At 53.2% G+C, this 17,413-nt stretch carries 19 protein-coding genes; 9 read left to right on the top strand and 10 right to left on the bottom strand.

Features of this window, described 5'->3' with window-relative positions:
* Positions 1-225: 225 nt before the first annotated feature.
* Positions 226-1,008: a helix-turn-helix domain-containing protein gene (locus LPB67_RS01350; protein ID WP_262835266.1), complete on the bottom strand. Its 783-nt coding sequence runs from the start codon at positions 1,006-1,008 to the stop codon at positions 226-228.
* 219 nt (positions 1,009-1,227) lie between these two features.
* On the opposite strand from LPB67_RS01350, the gene LPB67_RS01345 reads away from it, so the two are divergent.
* Positions 1,228-1,863, top strand: coding sequence for an outer membrane protein (locus LPB67_RS01345; protein WP_262835265.1), 636 nt, complete (start codon positions 1,228-1,230; stop codon positions 1,861-1,863).
* Between the two features lie 135 nt (positions 1,864-1,998).
* Positions 1,999-2,205: a hypothetical protein gene (locus tag LPB67_RS01340; protein ID WP_262835264.1), complete on the top strand. Its 207-nt coding sequence runs from the start codon at positions 1,999-2,001 to the stop codon at positions 2,203-2,205.
* A gap of 44 nt (positions 2,206-2,249) precedes the next feature.
* Here the strand turns inward: LPB67_RS01340 and LPB67_RS01335 are convergent, their stop codons facing one another.
* From LPB67_RS01335 to ugpB, 4 genes are all read right to left on the bottom strand, one after another.
* Entirely contained in the window at positions 2,250-3,329 is a 1,080-nt protein-coding gene (locus LPB67_RS01335; RefSeq protein WP_262835263.1) for a sn-glycerol-3-phosphate import ATP-binding protein UgpC, read from the bottom strand.
* A 32-nt stretch (positions 3,330-3,361) separates the two neighbouring features.
* Positions 3,362-4,213, bottom strand: coding sequence for a sn-glycerol-3-phosphate ABC transporter permease UgpE (gene ugpE, locus LPB67_RS01330; protein ID WP_262835262.1), 852 nt, complete (start codon positions 4,211-4,213; stop codon positions 3,362-3,364).
* Positions 4,210-5,094 carry a sn-glycerol-3-phosphate ABC transporter permease UgpA gene (ugpA, locus tag LPB67_RS01325; RefSeq protein WP_262836134.1) on the bottom strand — a complete coding sequence of 295 codons (885 nt, stop codon included), beginning with the start codon at positions 5,092-5,094 and terminating at the stop codon, positions 4,210-4,212. The genes ugpE and ugpA overlap by 4 nt, the downstream gene beginning before the upstream one ends.
* 94 nt (positions 5,095-5,188) lie before the next feature.
* Positions 5,189-6,502, bottom strand: a complete 1,314-nt coding sequence (gene ugpB, locus LPB67_RS01320) for a sn-glycerol-3-phosphate ABC transporter substrate-binding protein UgpB (protein ID WP_262835261.1) — start codon at positions 6,500-6,502, stop codon at positions 5,189-5,191.
* Between the two features lie 223 nt (positions 6,503-6,725).
* Between ugpB and ubiA the strand changes: the two genes are divergently transcribed.
* From ubiA to LPB67_RS01300, 4 genes are all read left to right on the top strand, one after another.
* Complete coding sequence (gene ubiA, locus LPB67_RS01315; protein WP_262835260.1) at positions 6,726-7,586, top strand: 4-hydroxybenzoate octaprenyltransferase; 861 nt, start codon at positions 6,726-6,728, stop codon at positions 7,584-7,586.
* 129 nt (positions 7,587-7,715) lie between these two features.
* A complete protein-coding gene (locus tag LPB67_RS01310) occupies positions 7,716-8,024 on the top strand; it encodes a YqjD family protein (RefSeq protein WP_262835259.1) in 309 nt (102 codons plus the stop codon).
* 3 nt (positions 8,025-8,027) lie between these two features.
* On the top strand, positions 8,028-8,411 hold the full coding sequence (locus LPB67_RS01305) for a phage holin family protein (protein WP_262835258.1): 384 nt from the start codon (positions 8,028-8,030) through the stop codon (positions 8,409-8,411).
* A 4-nt stretch (positions 8,412-8,415) separates the two neighbouring features.
* Positions 8,416-8,724: a YqjK-like family protein gene (locus LPB67_RS01300; RefSeq protein WP_262835257.1), complete on the top strand. Its 309-nt coding sequence runs from the start codon at positions 8,416-8,418 to the stop codon at positions 8,722-8,724.
* Positions 8,725-8,735: 11 nt separating this feature from the next.
* On the opposite strand, the gene proC is transcribed toward LPB67_RS01300, so the two are convergent.
* Together proC and LPB67_RS01290 are read right to left on the bottom strand one after the other, a co-directional pair.
* Positions 8,736-9,563, bottom strand: a complete 828-nt coding sequence (gene proC / locus LPB67_RS01295) for a pyrroline-5-carboxylate reductase (RefSeq protein WP_262835256.1) — start codon at positions 9,561-9,563, stop codon at positions 8,736-8,738.
* Positions 9,553-10,269, bottom strand: a complete 717-nt coding sequence (locus LPB67_RS01290; RefSeq protein ID WP_262835255.1) for a YggS family pyridoxal phosphate-dependent enzyme — start codon at positions 10,267-10,269, stop codon at positions 9,553-9,555. Before LPB67_RS01290 ends, proC begins: the two co-directional genes overlap by 11 nt.
* A gap of 147 nt (positions 10,270-10,416) precedes the next feature.
* Between LPB67_RS01290 and LPB67_RS01285 the strand changes: the two genes are divergently transcribed.
* The 3 genes from LPB67_RS01285 to LPB67_RS01275 are packed head-to-tail and all read left to right on the top strand — an operon-like array spanning position 10,417 to position 13,130.
* Complete coding sequence (locus LPB67_RS01285) at positions 10,417-11,460, top strand: type IV pilus twitching motility protein PilT (RefSeq protein WP_262835254.1); 1,044 nt, start codon at positions 10,417-10,419, stop codon at positions 11,458-11,460.
* 54 nt (positions 11,461-11,514) lie between these two features.
* Positions 11,515-12,651 (top strand): PilT/PilU family type 4a pilus ATPase, encoded by a 1,137-nt coding sequence (locus LPB67_RS01280; protein ID WP_262835253.1) that lies wholly within the window; start codon positions 11,515-11,517, stop codon positions 12,649-12,651.
* Positions 12,648-13,130, top strand: a complete 483-nt coding sequence (locus LPB67_RS01275) for a glutathione peroxidase (protein ID WP_262835252.1) — start codon at positions 12,648-12,650, stop codon at positions 13,128-13,130. Before LPB67_RS01280 ends, LPB67_RS01275 begins: the two co-directional genes overlap by 4 nt.
* Positions 13,131-13,306: 176 nt before the next feature.
* Here LPB67_RS01275 and glcF read toward each other — a convergent pair whose 3' ends face one another.
* From glcF to LPB67_RS01260, 3 genes are all read right to left on the bottom strand, one after another.
* A complete protein-coding gene (gene glcF / locus LPB67_RS01270) occupies positions 13,307-14,548 on the bottom strand; it encodes a glycolate oxidase subunit GlcF (protein WP_262835251.1) in 1,242 nt (413 codons plus the stop codon).
* A 17-nt stretch (positions 14,549-14,565) separates the two neighbouring features.
* Positions 14,566-15,642, bottom strand: a complete 1,077-nt coding sequence (gene glcE, locus LPB67_RS01265; RefSeq protein WP_410482686.1) for a glycolate oxidase subunit GlcE — start codon at positions 15,640-15,642, stop codon at positions 14,566-14,568.
* 130 nt (positions 15,643-15,772) lie between these two features.
* Entirely contained in the window at positions 15,773-17,323 is a 1,551-nt protein-coding gene (locus LPB67_RS01260; protein WP_410482707.1) for an FAD-linked oxidase C-terminal domain-containing protein, read from the bottom strand.
* Between the last annotated feature and the right edge of the window lie 90 nt (positions 17,324-17,413).

Here is a 17,413-nt window from a genome sequence, read left to right as displayed (position 1 = left end):
TTAATTAAGACTTACGCAAAAACCAAAACCTCTCACCACAGAGACGCGGAGACACAAAGAAAAGGCAAGAGAGGAACCGGCTTCATGGCGTTTCAGTATTAAAATGCCTCTGCAAGCTGGGTGGGCCTGTTGGCACGAAATACCTCTGCAAGCCGCACCCAGATTGCGGTTTCAATTTGAATTATGGTGAGCAGCTTGTCGTTTTGCCTCAAGTCTATTGGCATTTTATTTTTTTGATGAAGCGGTGGCATGAACACGGCCTGCCGCACTGCTCTCCTGACGACGCAGCGCCGTAAAAGCCGAGAACTCCCAAGAGCGGAATCCCAGCAGGAGCGTAAAACCATCGCGTTCCTCTGCCTGCAGCCGGCGATCATCCTGATGCAGGCGCGCCAGCTCGGCGACCAGTTGCTGGATTTTTTGCACGACTTCCTGCGCGCTGCCGGAAGATAAGCGCGCCGGTACGCACAGCACGGTTTCGCCGTGACCGTCAAATCGTCCATCGAAAAAATCACTGACGACATGCTCGCGAAAATACGCCTGCACCGGCCCGTCAGGACGCCAGTGAAAGGCGCTGGATACATTCAGCCGATAGCGATTATGCGGACGTAATTCAATCAACTCCAGGCGATCCAGGGCGACCAACTGCAAAACGCATTCGGCTTCGGACAAATGATAGGTCTCGACAATTTGCTCCAACGTCCAATGTCCGAGGCAGCAAATCGCGACCAGCAGCAACTTGGGATCGGCCATCAAAGAACGCTCTTGCGCCAGGCTCAGATTATCCGAATGCGGCGTCACATCGGCGGCCTGCCGCAAGACATCTTCCATCGCAATACCGGCAGCTTTGCAGATCAAGGCCAGGCGCGACAGCGCCATATCCTTTTGCGCAAACATGCGCTTCATGCTGGATTCGCTCATCCCTATGCGTTCCGCCAGCACTTTATAGGTTACCCCGGCAGCGCGTAACTCCATACGCAGGACTTGCAAGACTAATTCAGGTGAGCTCATGGTTTACCTATTTCAGTTCAAATTTGATAAATAGTACCGCATATTAGTACCAAAAACTCCGAATCCTAAGTCTTCGAACAATTTACTGGTACGTCAACATAATCTTTGCAACACTGCGCCCCGAGGTCGAGCACTACTCAATACAGCGACGACCGTGGTTTATTTTTCAGGAGCGACAAACCCTATCGCGCTCCGCAATTCACTTTTATTGAGGCTCTTATGTTCAAAACAAAATCATTCCTGATGGCGGCAATCGCTACTTTATTCACCGGTGCGATAGCCGGTAGCGCCATGGCCGCCGATAATCTGCCAACCCAGGCCCAGACGTATGCCGGCATCAATTTTGCCGCACAAGCCAAATATGACCTGAGCTGCCTGGGCACCACCAGTTGCGATACCAAAGCAAAATCCAGCGGCAAAATTTACGCCGGCTACCTGGCGGCGCCGACTTTATTTGAAGGCGTCAATGTCTCGCAAGGCGCTGAGTTGATGTACTACAAAGTCGGCAGTGCCGTTGCGACCTATCCGGCGAGCTTGTCAAACTCCAGTTCTGAGACGCTGTTACGCAGCACCGATGGCTTAGCCGCATCGTATGTCTTGCAGGCTAACTTCAACGACTTCTCCTTGAACGGCCGCGCTGGTATCGCCTATACCCGCAACAAGGTGACATCTTCGCTAGCTGGCAACTCGACAACCGACAAAGCGTTTATCGTCCCGGTATTCGGTTTAGGCATACGTTATGCCGTCGCAAAAAACATTAGCTTGAACGCCGATTACGATCGCCTGCCAAACAAATTCGGTAGCGATAAAGGTGTCATCAATATGCTGTCACTGGGCGTCGGCTACAAGTTTTAAGCGCGCCGCTGATGTTTGAACACTGTGCCGGCATCTTCTTTACTCCCATTGAGGATGCCGGTTCAGTTTAGTTATTGCAGTCATCGCGCGCACTGATGTCGTTGCACTAATGACCGCGATTGATGGAGGTGTCTGATGCAGACCATGACAAAATTCTCGCTGTATTCACTGATTGCCAGTGTCGCGATCCTGGCTTTCGCTGCCGGTTTATTCGCAGCAAAATTCGACAATCATGCTCAAGCCGTTAAACGCAAAATCCAGGCCTCGTTTGATGCCACGGATAGTCTTAAAGATAAACCGGGCGAAAGCAAAGCGATCAGGCGCTACCGGATTTTGACTTGAATCAGATCCGCTTAAACCCTGATGTAAACCTGATTCATGCCCGACTAAAATAAGCGCTTATTGGTAGTCGCATCAAACCAATGCATGGTATCTGCCGCAAACCCTGCACTGGTGCGTTGGCCGGTTTGCACAGACGTACCGGCCGGCGTGCGTATCACCACAGACTGGCCGCCGCATTGCCCGTGTACCAGCAAATCGGCACCCAGACTTTCTACCAGCTCCACCTCCAATGGCAATCCCGGCATACCGATGAACAGATGTTCAGGCCGCACGCCAAGGATCAATTCCCTGCCCGCAATACGCCCGGCTTCAGCCTGCACTACCGGCAAATTACATGTCGTCGAACCCCATTGCATTTGACGTCCATCTTCACTGACTTTGCCTTTAAGTAAATTCATCGGCGGTGAGCCGATAAAACTCGCGACAAAGGTCGTTGCAGGCTGGCTATACACTTCCGCTGGCGTACCGATCTGCTCTGCCACGCCCGCATTCATCACGATCATGCGCTGCCCCAAGGTCATGGCCTCCACCTGGTCATGCGTCACATATAAACTGGTCGTGCCCAGAGTCCTGTGCAGTTTTTGAATTTCCAAACGCATTTGCACCCGCAACTTGGCATCCAGATTCGATAAGGGTTCATCGAACAAAAATACCGCAGGCTCACGCACAATCGCGCGCCCCATCGCGACTCGCTGGCGCTGACCGCCGGACAATTGACGCGGCGTCCTCTGCAACAATTCGCCTAATTCAAGAATTTTTGCCGCTTTTTGTACCCGCAACTCGATATCGTCCTTAGAGAATCCCCGTATCTTCAAGCCATAGGCCATATTCTGGTACACCGTCATATGCGGATATAAGGCATAGTTCTGGAATACCATCGCGATGTCGCGGTCTTTCGGCTCCAGCCCGTTGACGACCCGGTCACCGATGATGACATCGCCTTCTGAAATCTCTTCCAGCCCCGCCACCATGCGCAGCAGAGTCGATTTGCCGCACCCCGACGGGCCGACCATGACGATAAATTCACCATGCGCGATATCTATCGAGATGCCGTGAATGACCGCCACCGACTTATCGCCTTTGCCATAGGTTTTTTTAACGTTTTTTAAGTGAACTTGTGCCATATCTCTTTATTTTTTGAATGCGAATCGCTTGTTTATTTTTCGGAATCGACCAAGCCTTTGACAAACCATTTTTGCATGATCACTATGATCAGGCCAGGCGGCAACATTGCCAGCAATAAGGTCGCCATCACCAGGTTCCATTCCACTGCCGAGTCGCCGCCGGCGATCATGCGCTTGATACCAATGCCGATCGGATACATAGACTGTTCGGTCGAAACGAGCAGCGGCCACAGATACTGATTCCAGCCGTAGATGAACATGATGACGAACAAGGCAATCAGATTCGTGCTCGACAAAGGCCACAACACATCTTTGAAAAAACGCAGCGGCCCCGCACCATCAATCCGTGCGGCTTCGGCCAGTTCCTCGGGTACCGTCAAGAAAAATTGCCGGAATAAAAAAGTCGCCGTCGCCGAAGCGATTAAAGGAATCGTCAAACCCGCATACGAATTCAGCATCGACAAATCAGACACGACTTTATAGGTCGGCGAGATACGCACCTCGACCGGCAGCATCAGGGTCACGAAGATCATCCAGAAGAATAATGTACGTCCCGGAAAGCGAAAATACACCAACGCAAACGCCGACAACATCGAGATCGAGATCTTGCCGAATGCAATCATCAGCGCAGACACCAGGCTCACCCACATCATCCTGGCTACCGGACTGGTCGCCACATTTCCGGACGCGCCCGAATTCAATACCGTCGATAAATTGTGGAATAACTGATCGCCCGGAATCAGCGACATCGGCGCAAGCGCCGCCTGTTCCGCAGTCTGGCTGCTCGCGACCAGCGCGACATAGATAGGAAAAGCGACGAAAGCCACGCCGAGTATCAATACCAGATGGCTGAAGAAATCTAATACGGGACGGCGCTCTATCATGAGTACTGGACTTTCTTTTCAACATACTTGAACTGCACAATGGTTAACACGATCACGATGCTCATCAAAATCACTGACTGCGCGGCAGCGCTACCCAGATCGCCTCCTTTGAAGCCGTCGTTGAATACCCGGTACACCAGGATCTCGGTATCCTTCCCCGGTCCGCCCTGCGTGGTCGCTTCAACAATCGCGAAAGTATCAAAAAATGCATACACAATGTTCACGACCAATAAAAAAAATGAGGTCGGCGATAGCAACGGAAATACGATCGTAGCGAAACGTTTGACCGGCCCGGCACCATCAATCGCCGCCGCTTCAATCAAGGATTTGGGAATCGACTGCAAGCCCGCCAGAAAAAACAGGAAGTTATAGCTAATCTGTTTCCATACCGCGGCCAGCACGACCAGGATCATCGCGTGCTGGCCATTGAGCAGACTATCCCACTCAATGCCGAAGCGGCGCAAGGCATGGGCGAGTATCCCTAAAGTCGGATTCAGCAAAAACATCCAGAGCACACCAACAACGACCGGAGAAACCGCATACGGCCAGATCAGGAAGGTTTTATAGATCGCAGCGCCCTTCACTACCCTATCGGCAAATACCGCAAGCACCAGCGAAATACCCAGGCCCAAAGTCGCGACCAGAAGCGAAAATAAGGCCGTCGTTTTAAACGACGCAAGATAACTCGGGTCGGCAAACAACACCTTGAAATTATCGAACCAGACAAATTGCGTGGACATGCCGAAGGCGTCTTGCAGCAACACAGACTGGTACAAGGCCTGCACTGCCGGCCAGAAAAAAAACAAAATCGTAATAATGATCTGCGGCGCGACCAGCATGTAAGGCAGCCAGGCGGAGCGAAATCGAGCGCGTTTTTCCACGTTCAACCTATTCATGAAAAATGGATCAGCACCACCAAGTCATCAGGGTGCTGGTCGGGGAAAAAAACTAATTCTGGTGGGAAATCTGCGTTTTTTATTTGTTCGCTTTTTCAAAGCGCTCTAATAACTCATTGCCGCGTGCAACGGCAGTATCGAGTGCTTCCTTGGCAGATTTCTTGCCTGCCCAGACTGACTCCAGCTCCTCATCCATAATCGTGCGTATCTGGACAAAACTCCCCAGACGAATGCCGCGCGATTTATCGGTAGTCTTGACGATCATTTGCTGGACCGCGACATTCGGACCCGGCGTCTTGTCATAAAAACCCGATTTTTTAGTCAGCTCGTAGGCCGCATTCGTGATCGGCAGATAGCCTGTTTCCTGATGCCATTTCGCCTGGACTTCCGGCTGCGATAAGAATTTATAAAACTTGGCGATGCCCTTGTACTCCTCATTCTTTTTACCGTTCATGGTCCACAAGGAGGCACCGCCGATAATCGTATTTTGCGGCGCACCGGCGACGTCGGAGTAATACGGCAAAGGCGCGACCGCGAATTTGAATTTGGCGTTTTTGCTGACACTGCCGTAAGCCGAACTCGATGAAGTCAGCATGCCGCATTCGCCTGAATAGAACTTCGCTTCCGGCTCATTCTTGCGACCGGCGTAAGTGAAGTAACCTTGTTTCGCCCAGTTCGCCATATTCTCGATATGCTTGACATGCAAAGGACTATTAAACTTCAGACGCGCATCCAGGCCGCCGAAGCCATTGGCTTTGGAGGCAAACTCGACGTTGTGCCAGGCCGAGAAGCTTTCCAGGTGCACCCAGGTTTGCCAGCCGGTCGTGAAGCCGCATTTTTCGCCATTCGCTTTCAAGCGTGCGGCGGCGGCCACGACTTCCTGCCAGGTGGACGGCGCCTTGTCCGGATTCATGCCTGCCTTGGCGAACATATCCTTGTTGTAATAAAACACCGTGGTCGAGCTATTAAATGGGAAAGACACCATTTCACCCTTCGGTGAGGTGTAATAACCGGCCACCGCGGGGATATACACCGAGGCATCGAATTGTTCCCCCGCGAGTTTCATGACTTCGGAGACTGGCTTAATCGCGCCTTTGGAATACATCATGGTTGCAGTGCCGACTTCAAATACTTGCAATATATGCGGCGCATTCCCTGCCCGAAACGCGGCAATGGCGGCTGCCATGGCTTCGTCATAACTGCCTTTGTAGACGGCGACTACCTTATAGTCGGACTGACTCTTGTTAAACTGCTCCGCGAGTCCGGTGACGCGCTCACCCAATACCCCGGTCATCGAGTGCCACCAACTGATTTCGGTGACCGCATGTGCGGAACCGCACAGTGAAGTTGTAGCGAGGAGTGCCAAAATGACGGCATTCGATTTGAATTTCATGGTTGTCTCACTTTGTGATTGTTCTGAACCGGCTTACTGAGTTTGACGATAGCTTTGATCGCTGCCATTTTACCGCTGGATTATGACGACTGCGCTACCATAGCATTGTCGCTGTTGCCATGTATAGATAGCATTTATAATTTCATTTTTTAGCGATGTTGCCTTCGCCAACCGGCGATCTGTCTCCTGGCAACGACACTGATAACGATAAAAATCGAAACGCATGATATCTCAACGAGTTCAACTGTATTTTCAACTGGTCCGCCTTGATAAACCCATCGGAATTTTACTGCTGTTGTGGCCTACGTTCGCCGCGCTCTGGATTGCGTCAGACGGCAAGCCGGATTGGCGCTTGATTTTGATTTTTAGCGCGGGAACTGTCTTGATGCGTTCGGCAGGCTGCGCGATCAATGACTACGCTGACCGCGATTTCGACAAGCACGTCAAGCGCACCGCAGAGCGTCCCGTCACCAGCGGCAAAATTGCCAGTTGGGAGGCGATCATGGTGGCAACCCTGCTGGCTCTCATCTCGTTTGCCTTGATACTGCCTTTGAATACACTGACTAAGCAACTCTCGGTGTTGGCAGTGTTGATCGCGGGCAGTTACCCTTATTTCAAGCGTTTTTTTGCGATCCCGCAGGCGTATCTTGGGATTGCCTTCGGCTTTGGGATTCCGATGGCGTTTGCCGCGATTCAAAATACGGTGCCGCCGCTAGCCTGGATCTTGTTGATCGCGAATATTTTTTGGGCCGTCGCTTATGACACGGAATACGCGATGGTCGATAGAGACGATGATCTCAAGATCGGCATCCGTACCTCAGCCATTACCTTCGGCAGATATGACGTGTTGGCTGTAATGTTGTGCTATGCCGTCAGTTTTTCCCTGATCCTGATGGTCGGATGGCAGCAGGGGTTACGCTATTACTTCGTCGCCGGACTGGTTGTCGCCTGTATTTGTGCAATCTATCACTACCGTTTAATCCGCAACCGGGAGCGCCTGGCTTGTTTTAAGGCGTTTCGGCACAATAACTGGCTAGGCGCGGCGATTTTTGCTGGTATCGCACTAGACTATGCACTAAAGTAGTTGGCAGGCGTCTGTTATATCGCATGGCTATGGCTTGCGCATGCTTTGAACTTATGCAGGCCTGGATGTAAAGCAATTTCCCACGCTGTCTTTAGCAGATGTTCCAATTAACTCTTGAAAGGAAACACCATGAGCTCAGCAGAACAACATAAAGAAAAATTGATGCATGATTTAAATCTGGTAATCCGCGATGCAGAAGAATTATTGAAAAATTCTGAACAGCAAGCCGGTGAAGGATATAAATCCGCTAAAGCCAAATTCGAGCACACGCTGAAAAATACCAAAGCCGAGATCGCGCGCCTGGAAGAAGCGGTGCTTACCAAGGCAAAAGATGCCGCGCATGTGACCGATGTGTATGTCAAAGAAAATCCCTGGCAGTCTGCCGGCATCGCTGCTGGCGTTGGCCTGCTGGTCGGCTTGCTTATCGGTCGTAAATAGACGATGGCGATCGTTGATTCCGTCGCCCGTTTAGCCGCTACGCTGATCGGCATACTGCACACCCGGCTGGAATTAATGTCGGTAGAGGTAGAGGAAGAACTCACGCGTTTTTCCGCTTACTTATTGTGGTCGCTGGTCGCCTTGTTTTGCGCCGGTGTCGCGGTCTTGCTATTGATACTCTTACTGATCGCCGCATTCTGGGACAGCTATCGCATGGTCGTGCTGCTGTCTTTGCTGGCGGTATTTTCCGGCGCGGCGATTGGCCTGGGCTGGTGGTTGCGGCACAACATGCTGACTAAACCCCGATTGCTGGCCAACACTCTGGCTGAGTTACGCAAAGACGCGTCGGCATTGCGTGGTAGCAGCCATACCGACGAATCACTCTGAAATCATGTCTACACTAAGACGGCAACTCGCAGAACGTCGCAAGCAGCTTTTGTCACAGACACAGGCTCAGCGCGACGTCATTGCTGAACATGGCCGACAGCTAAAGCAATCGATGCAATTTGCCGACCTGGGCTTGCAGGTCGCCAGGCAGGTCAAAAAACAACCGGCAATCGGCATCGGCTTTGCCATCGCCACCATCATCATTAAACCAGGTCGTATGTGGCGATTGCTTAAAACAGGACTGGTCGCCTGGAATCTCTGGCAAAACCTTGCTCCCGTATTGAAAAACGCTGCCGCTCCCAAGCGGGATTAATACCAGCTCAGTTAAGTCTGGGCACCGAACTCATCTCCCAGCTCTTTGCCGCGTGCGGCGGCGGCCTTGACCGCTTGTATGATCGCCGCCTTGACGCCGTGATCTTCCATGCTGGTCAGCGCTGCATAGGTAGTGCCGCCTTTGGAAGTCACTCTGTCGCGCAGCACCGCGACCGGTTCAGCCGATTGCAGTGCGAGCCGGGTCGCACCGTCAAAAGTCGCCAGCGCCAATTGCATCGCCTGCGCTGCCGGCAAACCGAGCTCAAGCGCAGCTTGCTGCATCGCTTCGATAAAATAAAAGACATAGGCCGGACCGCTGCCGGAGACCGCGGTCACTGCATCGATTAAAGATTCGTCTTCCAGCCACACGGTCGATCCCACCGCTTGCATAATGTGATCGGCTGCGGATCTTTGTTCAGGCGATACGCCCGAGGTCGCATACAAACCTGTAACGCCTTTGCCGATCAAGGCGGGCGTATTCGGCATGCTGCGGACAATTTTGTTATAACCGTTTAACCAGCGCGCGATATCTACTGACCGGATACCTGCTGCAATCGACAATACCAACTGCCCGGATAGATAAGGCGCGAGCGCTGCTGCGACCTGCCTGAGTTGTTGCGGCTTCACCGCCAAAATGATGATGTCGGCTTGTTCGATGCTGGCGTCAAGCTGTAATGCACCGGCGACACCAAATTGCCGGACTAATTTGTCCAGCGATTCCTGATGAGGATCCACTACATGCAGATATTCTGGCGCAGTCACATCCGGCAATAAACCACCGATCAAGGCAGTGGCCATATTGCCACCGCCGATAAACGCTATTTTCAATTTACTTTGCATATGCTCTTTTTCCAAAAATCGCCGATCCTATGCGGACCATCGTACTGCCTTCGGCAATCGCCGCGTGCATGTCGGCACTCATGCCCATCGATAATGTGTCTAGCACCACGCCCAGAGGGCGCAAGCCGGTTTGCAGCTGTTCTTGCAATTCGCGCAACTGACGAAATGGCAAACGCTGCTGCGCTTCGTCATCACTGGCCTCAGGCACGGCCATCAGACCGCGCAGACGCAAACCGGGTAGTTGCGCAATCTGCATTGCCAGCGCGAATGCGTCGTCCGGCATGACGCCGCTTTTGCTGGTCTCTCCGCTGATATTCACTTGCAGGCAGATATTCAGCGCAGGCTTGCCTGCAGGCCGTTGTTCTGACAGGCGATTGGCGATTTTATCTCGATCGACTGAGTGCACCCAGTCAAAATTCTCAGCGATTTGTCGGGTTTTATTGCTTTGTATCGGCCCGATGAAATGCCATTCAAGCAATAAATCAGGTGCAAGCATGTGCACTAACTGCATTTTTTCCAAGGCTTCCTGCAGATAATTCTCGCCGAATGCCTGTTGCCCGGTAGCAGCGGCTTCGATCACCGCCTGCGCCTCAAAGGTCTTGGAGACCGCCAAAAGTTGAATCTGCCGCGGATCACGACCGCAAGCCAATGCAGCAGCGCCTAAATCAGCACGCACGGCTTGCAAGTTGCTGGATATTAAGGACATAATCGAGATACTTGATTCTGCAACCTGGCTGGGACTCGATTCAAATGAAAAGTCTCGCCAATCTTGCGTAAGTTGTAGGTTGATCAGTGCGATTGCATCAGAGTTCTGTGCTCGCCACCGCAAATCATTTCATCACCGGAATTATAAATGGACATTTCAGAACTCCTCGCGTTCTCCGTCAAGAACAACGCATCCGACTTACACCTGTCATCCGGCTTGCCGCCTATGATACGTGTGCATGGCGATGTGCGACGCATTAATTTGCCACCCCTTGAACATAAAGATGTGCATGGCCTGATCTACGACATTATGAATGACTCGCAGCGCAAGGCGTATGAAGAGACGCTGGAATGCGATTTCTCCTTTTCTATCCCAGGTCTGGCACGTTTCCGTGTAAATGCCTTTAACCAGGAACGCGGTGCCGCCGCCGTGATGCGGACAATTCCGTCCAAAATCCTTAGCCTGGAACAATTGAATACCCCGCGCATTTTTGCTGAGCTCTCGCTCAAACCACGAGGCCTGGTGCTGGTTACCGGACCAACCGGTTCAGGCAAATCAACGACGCTTGCGGCGATGGTCAATCACGTCAATGAAAATGAGTACGGCCACATCCTGACAGTCGAAGATCCTATCGAATTTGTCCACGAATCCAAGAAATGCCTGATCAATCAGCGCGAAGTCGGGCCACATACCATGTCGTTCAACAACGCGCTGCGTTCGGCCTTGCGGGAAGATCCCGACGTCATCCTGGTGGGTGAGTTGCGCGATCTGGAAACCATCCGCCTCGCCCTGACTGCCGCCGAAACCGGCCACTTGGTATTTGGTACCCTGCATACCTCATCCGCCGCAAAAACCATCGATCGTATCGTCGACGTATTCCCGGCAGAAGAAAAAGAAATGGTGCGTTCGATGTTGTCCGAATCGCTGCAGGCCGTGATTTCGCAAACCCTGTTGAAAACCAAGGACGGCACAGGCAGGGTCGCAGCGCATGAAATCATGCTGGGCACACCGGCGATTCGCAATCTGATTCGCGAAGCTAAAATCGCCCAGATGTATTCCTCAATCCAGACCGGCAGCAATATGGGAATGCAGACTCTGGATCAAAACCTGACCGATCTGGTCAAGCGCAATGTCATCTCGGTCGGCACTGCGCGGGCAGCGGCAAAAACGCCGGACAATTTCCCAGGCTAATGTGCGGCAGAAAACTTTCTCTACCGATTCAGTTTGAATGAAGGATGTACCAAGATGGAACGCGATCAGGCTACCAAATTTATGCACGACTTACTGCGCTTGATGCTCAGCAAGAATGGCTCAGATTTATTTATCACCGCAGAATTTCCTCCGGCGTTCAAAATCGATGGCAAGGTGACGCCCGTATCGAACCAGCCCTTGACATCGGCGCACACCATCGATCTGGCGCGCGCCATCATGAACGATAAGCAAGCGGCAGCTTTTGAATCGACTAAGGAATGTAACTTTGCGATCAATCCGGCCGGCATGGGGCGTTTTCGCGTTTCCGCATTCATGCAGCAGGGCCGGGTCGGAATGGTATTACGTACCATCACCACCGCAATTCCCACCATGGAAGAGCTTGGCCTGCCGGTGCACCTGAAAGATGTCGCCATGACCAAGCGCGGCCTGGTCATCATGGTCGGTGCAACCGGCTCGGGCAAATCCACTTCCCTGGCGGCAATGCTGGGTTACCGCAATGCGAATAGCTACGGCCACATCATTACGATTGAAGACCCGATTGAATATGTGCATCCGCATGGCAATTGCATCATTACCCAGCGTGAGATCGGCATCGATACCGACGACTGGGGCGCTGCGCTGAAGAACTCCTTGCGCCAGGCGCCGGATGTGATCCAGATCGGTGAGATCCGCGACCGCGAGACCATGGATTTTGCGATTGCCTTTGCAGAAACCGGCCATCTGTGCCTGGCTACCCTGCACGCGAATAGTGCGAATCAGGCGCTGGACCGTATCATCAACTTCTTCCCGGAAGAACGTCGTGCGCAATTGCTGATGGATTTATCGCTGAACTTAAAGGCGGTTATTTCACAACGCCTGATCCCGCTGCGCGGTAAAAAAGGCCGTTGTGCGGCGATTGAAATCATGCTGAACTCGCCTTTGGTGTCCGACCTGATTTTCAAAGGCGATGTCCACGAAATCAAGGAGATCATGAAAAAATCCCGTGAAATCGGGATGCAGACCTTCGACCAGGCGCTGTTTGATTTGCATGAAGCCGACTTGATTACGTATGAAGACGCTTTACGCAATGCCGACTCCGTCAATGAATTGCGTCTGGCGATTATGCTGAAAGGTAAAGACGCCAAAAACCGTGACCTCAGCGCAGGCACATCTCACCTGGGAATTGTATGAACATACTCGACTTCAATGCAGACAACCTGCAAGGCCAGCCGGTTGACCTGAAACAGTATCAGGGCAAAGTGCTGTTAATCGTGAATACCGCAAGCAATTGCGGTTTCACGCCGCAGTACAAAGGGCTGGAAGCGGTGTACCAGCAGTTTCGGGATCAAGGTGTCGAAGTGCTGGGCTTCCCATGCAACCAGTTCGGCCATCAAGAGCCGGGTAGCGCAGATGAAATCGGCGCCTTTTGCGAAAAAAATTACGGCGTGACTTTCCCGCTGTTCGCCAAAATTGATGTGAACGGCAAAGACGCGCATCCGCTGTATCAATACCTGAAATCCAAAGCGCCCGGCCTGTTGGGCAGCGAAGCGATCAAATGGAATTTCACCAAATTCCTGGTAAAAAAAGACGGCACCGTCTTCAATCGTTATGCGCCGCTGACGGCACCGGCGGAACTGATCGCCGACATCGAAAAACTGTTAGCCGAATAAGCGTCCATCAACAGAAATAACAGCCCAAAAATCTCTCCGCACAGAGTCGCAGAAACGCGAAGTAAATTTAAAACAACTCTTCGCTTTTTCTCTGTGACTCCGTGTTGAGATTAGGCTCTTTTTTCTGCGCTATCCGTAGTGGCTGAGTAGCCAGATCCGGCGAAAATAGCGCGCTGCTATTGGTCCTGACCCGGACTCTGCAAACCAGCATCGATCAACTCTATCCAATGGCGCACTGGCGTATCCGTGCCCGACTGCAGATGCGTGAGGCATCCGATGTTTGCCGACAGTATCATCTCCGCACCGGTCGCCGCCAGATTCTGCAATTTATTGTCCCGCAACTGGTACGATAATGCTGGCTGCAATACCGAATAAGTCCCGGCAGAGCCGCAGCATAAATGACTGTCTGCACAGAGTTGTACATCGACGCCGATTTGACATAATAGTCCCTCTACCTTGCCGCGAATTTGCTGACCATGTTGCAAGGTACAGGGTGGATGCCAGGCGATTCTTTTCGCTATTTTCCCTGTTATTTTTTTGACGAGTTCAGTCTCAAAGTCAGGCAAAATTTCACTCAGATCGCGGGTCATGCCGGAGATGCGGCGGGCTTTTTCGGCATACGCGCTGTCGTGTGCCAGCAGATGGCCATAGTCTTTGACTGTGACGCCACAGCCTGATGCAGTCATGACGATGGCTTCGGCCCCCTCTTCCACATAGGGCCACCAGGCATCGATATTACGCCGCATATCGTCGAGGCCGCCGTCCTGGTCATTCAGATGAAAGCGGATCGCGCCACAGCAAGCGGCTTTCGGCGCGACGATCAATTGCACGCCCAGCGCATCGAGTACGCGGGCTGTCGCGGCGTTGATGTTGGGCGACATCGCCGGTTGCACGCAACCATCGAGCAACAACATCTTGCGCGCATGCTGGGTCTGCGGCCAAAGGCCTGCCGGCTGCGCCACCGGTACCTTGTTTTGCAAGGCCTTAGGTAGTATGGGACGCATCGCTTGCCCGAGCTTCATCGCCGGATTAAAAATCGATGAACGCGGCAATACCTGCTTGAGCGCGGAGCGCATCAGGCGCTGACCTAATGGCCGCGCTACCTGATCTTCCACCACCTGGCGGCCGATGTCGAGCAGGCGTCCGTATTGCACACCGGATGGGCAGGTTGATTCACAATTGCGGCAGGTCAGGCAGCGATCCAGATGCTGCTGGGTTTTTACGGTTGCCTGCTTGCCCTCTAATACTTGCTTAATCAGGTAAATTCGTCCGCGCGGACCATCCAGTTCATCGCCGAGCAACTGATAAGTGGGGCAAGTCGCCGTGCAAAAGCCGCAATGTACACATTTGCGCAAAATCTCTTCTGCCTCCTGGCCTTCACGGGTGTCCTTGATGAAATCAGCGAGATTGGTTTGCATAGAATAGGTTTGAAAAATTACAAATCGGGGTACATGCGTTCAGGGTTAAAAATACCTGAAGGATCGAATGCATTTTTTAAATGACGATGAATTCTGGCGACTGCCGGTGCCAGCGCTGTAAACACGCCGATACGTTTATCGCCGCCCCGGAACAAGCTCGCATGACCGCCGGCCTGAGCGGCCGCAGCGCGAATCTGTTGCGGATGCTCGTCACTGAATAACCAGCGCTGCGCCCCGCCCCACTCGATCAGCGATTTGCCGCTCAAGGCCAGCGGCCTGGCGCTTGACGGCAAGGACAAACGCCATAAGCCGTGCTCTTCATCCTGCGCAAAAAATTCGTGTTTTTGCTCGCGCAATGCAGACCAGTAATGGGTCGCATCATGGACTTCTTCGCCGCCCAATTTCTGTTTCGCCGCACGCACCGCGGCATCCGCACCGGACAGACGCAGCATCAGGCGGCCGACATGCCAGGCACTGGCCGAAATCGGCAAGGCCTGACCGCCCCACTGATTCAGTCTGGTCAAGGCATCGGCTTCTGACAAGGCAAAAACCAGGGTCGTTTCAGCAAAAGGTTTAGGCAAGACCTTGATCGAGATATCGGTGATTAAGCCTAGGCTACCCAGCGATCCGGCCAGCAAACGCGACACATCGTAGCCCGCGACGTTTTTCATGACCTGGCCGCCGAACGATAACAACTCGCCGCGCCCGTCCATCAAATTCGCCCCCAGCACAAAATCCCTGACCGCGCCTACCGCAGCACGGCGTGGCCCTGACAAACCCGCCGCCACCATGCCGCCAAACGTCGCGGTCGCGCCAAAATGCGGCGGCTCAAATGCCAGCATCTGCTGTTGTTCAGCGAGTGCTGCCTCGATCTCGGCCAGCGGCGTGCCGCAACGCGCGGTGATCACCAGCTCCGTCGGTTCATACGCGACGATGCCGGTATACGCACGGGTATCCAGCAGATCGCCGCGCAGTGTTTGTCCATACCAGTTTTTGCTGGCACCACCCTGGATGCATAACGGCGTCTGATCCGCCGATGCCGCCAAGATGCGATCGCGAAACTCTTGCAGGATATTGTCCATATCAGGATTCATTCATTTTCCGGTGATCGTACAGTCTCTACTTCGCATCATATTTAAAACTGAATCCGCAATATCGGTGCGGGTTTTCAGTCATTTTCAGGCCAGAAGGCGCATGAAATATGCGCCTTTATATATGGCACTCCTAAAAGCGCGGTAAATCAGGAAACTTCAATTGTCCGCGCTTGACATGCATACGGCCATACTCGGCGCAGCGGTGCAAGGTGGGGATCGCCTTATCCGGATTCAATAAAAATGCCGTGTCGAAGGCACGCTTCACGGCACGGAAGGCATCGAGTTCGGCGCTCGAAAACTGCACGCACATCGAGTTAATTTTTTCTATGCCGACACCATGTTCGCCGGTAATCGTACCGCCCACTTCGACGCATAATTCCAGAATCTCGGCACCGAATAATTCCGCCTGATGGAATTCGCCTTCCTTATTCGCATCGAACAAAATCAAAGGATGCAAATTGCCGTCGCCGGCATGAAACACGTTGGCACAACGCAAGCCGTACTTTTGCTCCATCGCGGCAATTCCGAGCAAGACCTGAGCCAAATTTTTGCGGGGAATGGTGCCGTCCATGCAGTAATAATCGGGCGATATGCGTCCCGCAGCAGGAAACGCATTTTTGCGTCCGGACCAGAATCTCAGCCGCTCCGCCTCGCTGGTCGAAACCGCGATCGCGGTGGCGCCGGCCCGTTCCAGCACCGCGCTCATGCGCTGGATTTCTTCTTCGACTTCTTCATCGGTGCCATCGGACTCGCATAACAGAATCGCTTCCGCATCTACGTCATAGCCGGCTTTGACGAAAGGTTCGACCATGCGCGACGAAGTCTTGTCCATCATCTCTAATCCGGCCGGGATGATCCCGGCCGCGATCACATTCGCCACGGCATTGCCGCCTTTGACCACATCGTCGAAGGACGCCATGATGACGCGCGCAGCCTGCGGCTTGGGGACGAGCTTGACGGTGACTTCCGTGACCACCCCCAACATGCCTTCCGAGCCGATGAAGACCGCCAGCAAATCAAGGCCGGGCGCATCGAGCGCTTCGCCGCCCAGCTCGATGATCTCGCCGTCTATCGTGACTGCCCGCACACGCAGGACATTATGCACAGTCAGCCCGTATTTCAGACAATGCACGCCGCCGGAATTTTCTGCGACGTTGCCGCCGATGGTGCAGGCGATTTGGGAAGAGGGATCGGGAGCATAGTACAAACCAAGCCCGGCGACGGCGTCCGAGATCGCCAGGTTACGCACCCCCGGTTGCACGATCGCGGTACGTGAATAGGCATCGAGTTTGAGAGTTTTATTCAGCCGGGCCGTCGATAAAACGACGCCGTCAATCATCGGCATGGCACCGCCGGACAAGCCGGTACCCGCGCCGCGCGGCACGATCGGCACCTGAAGCTGGCGGCAAATATGCATCACCGCAATCACCTGCTGCTCGTCTTCCGGCAAGGTGACCACCATAGGCAACTGGCGATAGGCCGCCAGGCCATCGCACTCATAGGGGCGGGTGTCCTCTTCCTGGAACAAGACGCTGCGTTCAGGCAGTACCGCGCGTAAAGCGGCGACCACATCACGCTGCCTTTGCAGATGCGCCGACGCTGCCAGATGCGGCTGCACTGGTGGTACTGGGGGCGACTGCTTATCCTGTTGCAGGCTTGCCGTGTCTATCGTCTGTTCCATCGCAAATTCCCATAGTGTGCGTTGCTCTTCAAGATCAATGAGATCAGCTTTGATTAGTGTAATCAAAGCAATCCGGTTTGTGATGAATTG

Origin of the sequence: Undibacterium sp. Jales W-56, assembly GCF_025548535.1 — a bacterium.
In the GTDB taxonomy this organism is placed as follows: Bacteria; Pseudomonadota; Gammaproteobacteria; order Burkholderiales; family Burkholderiaceae_D; genus Undibacterium.
This window is presented reverse-complemented; position numbering and strand designations above follow the sequence as displayed.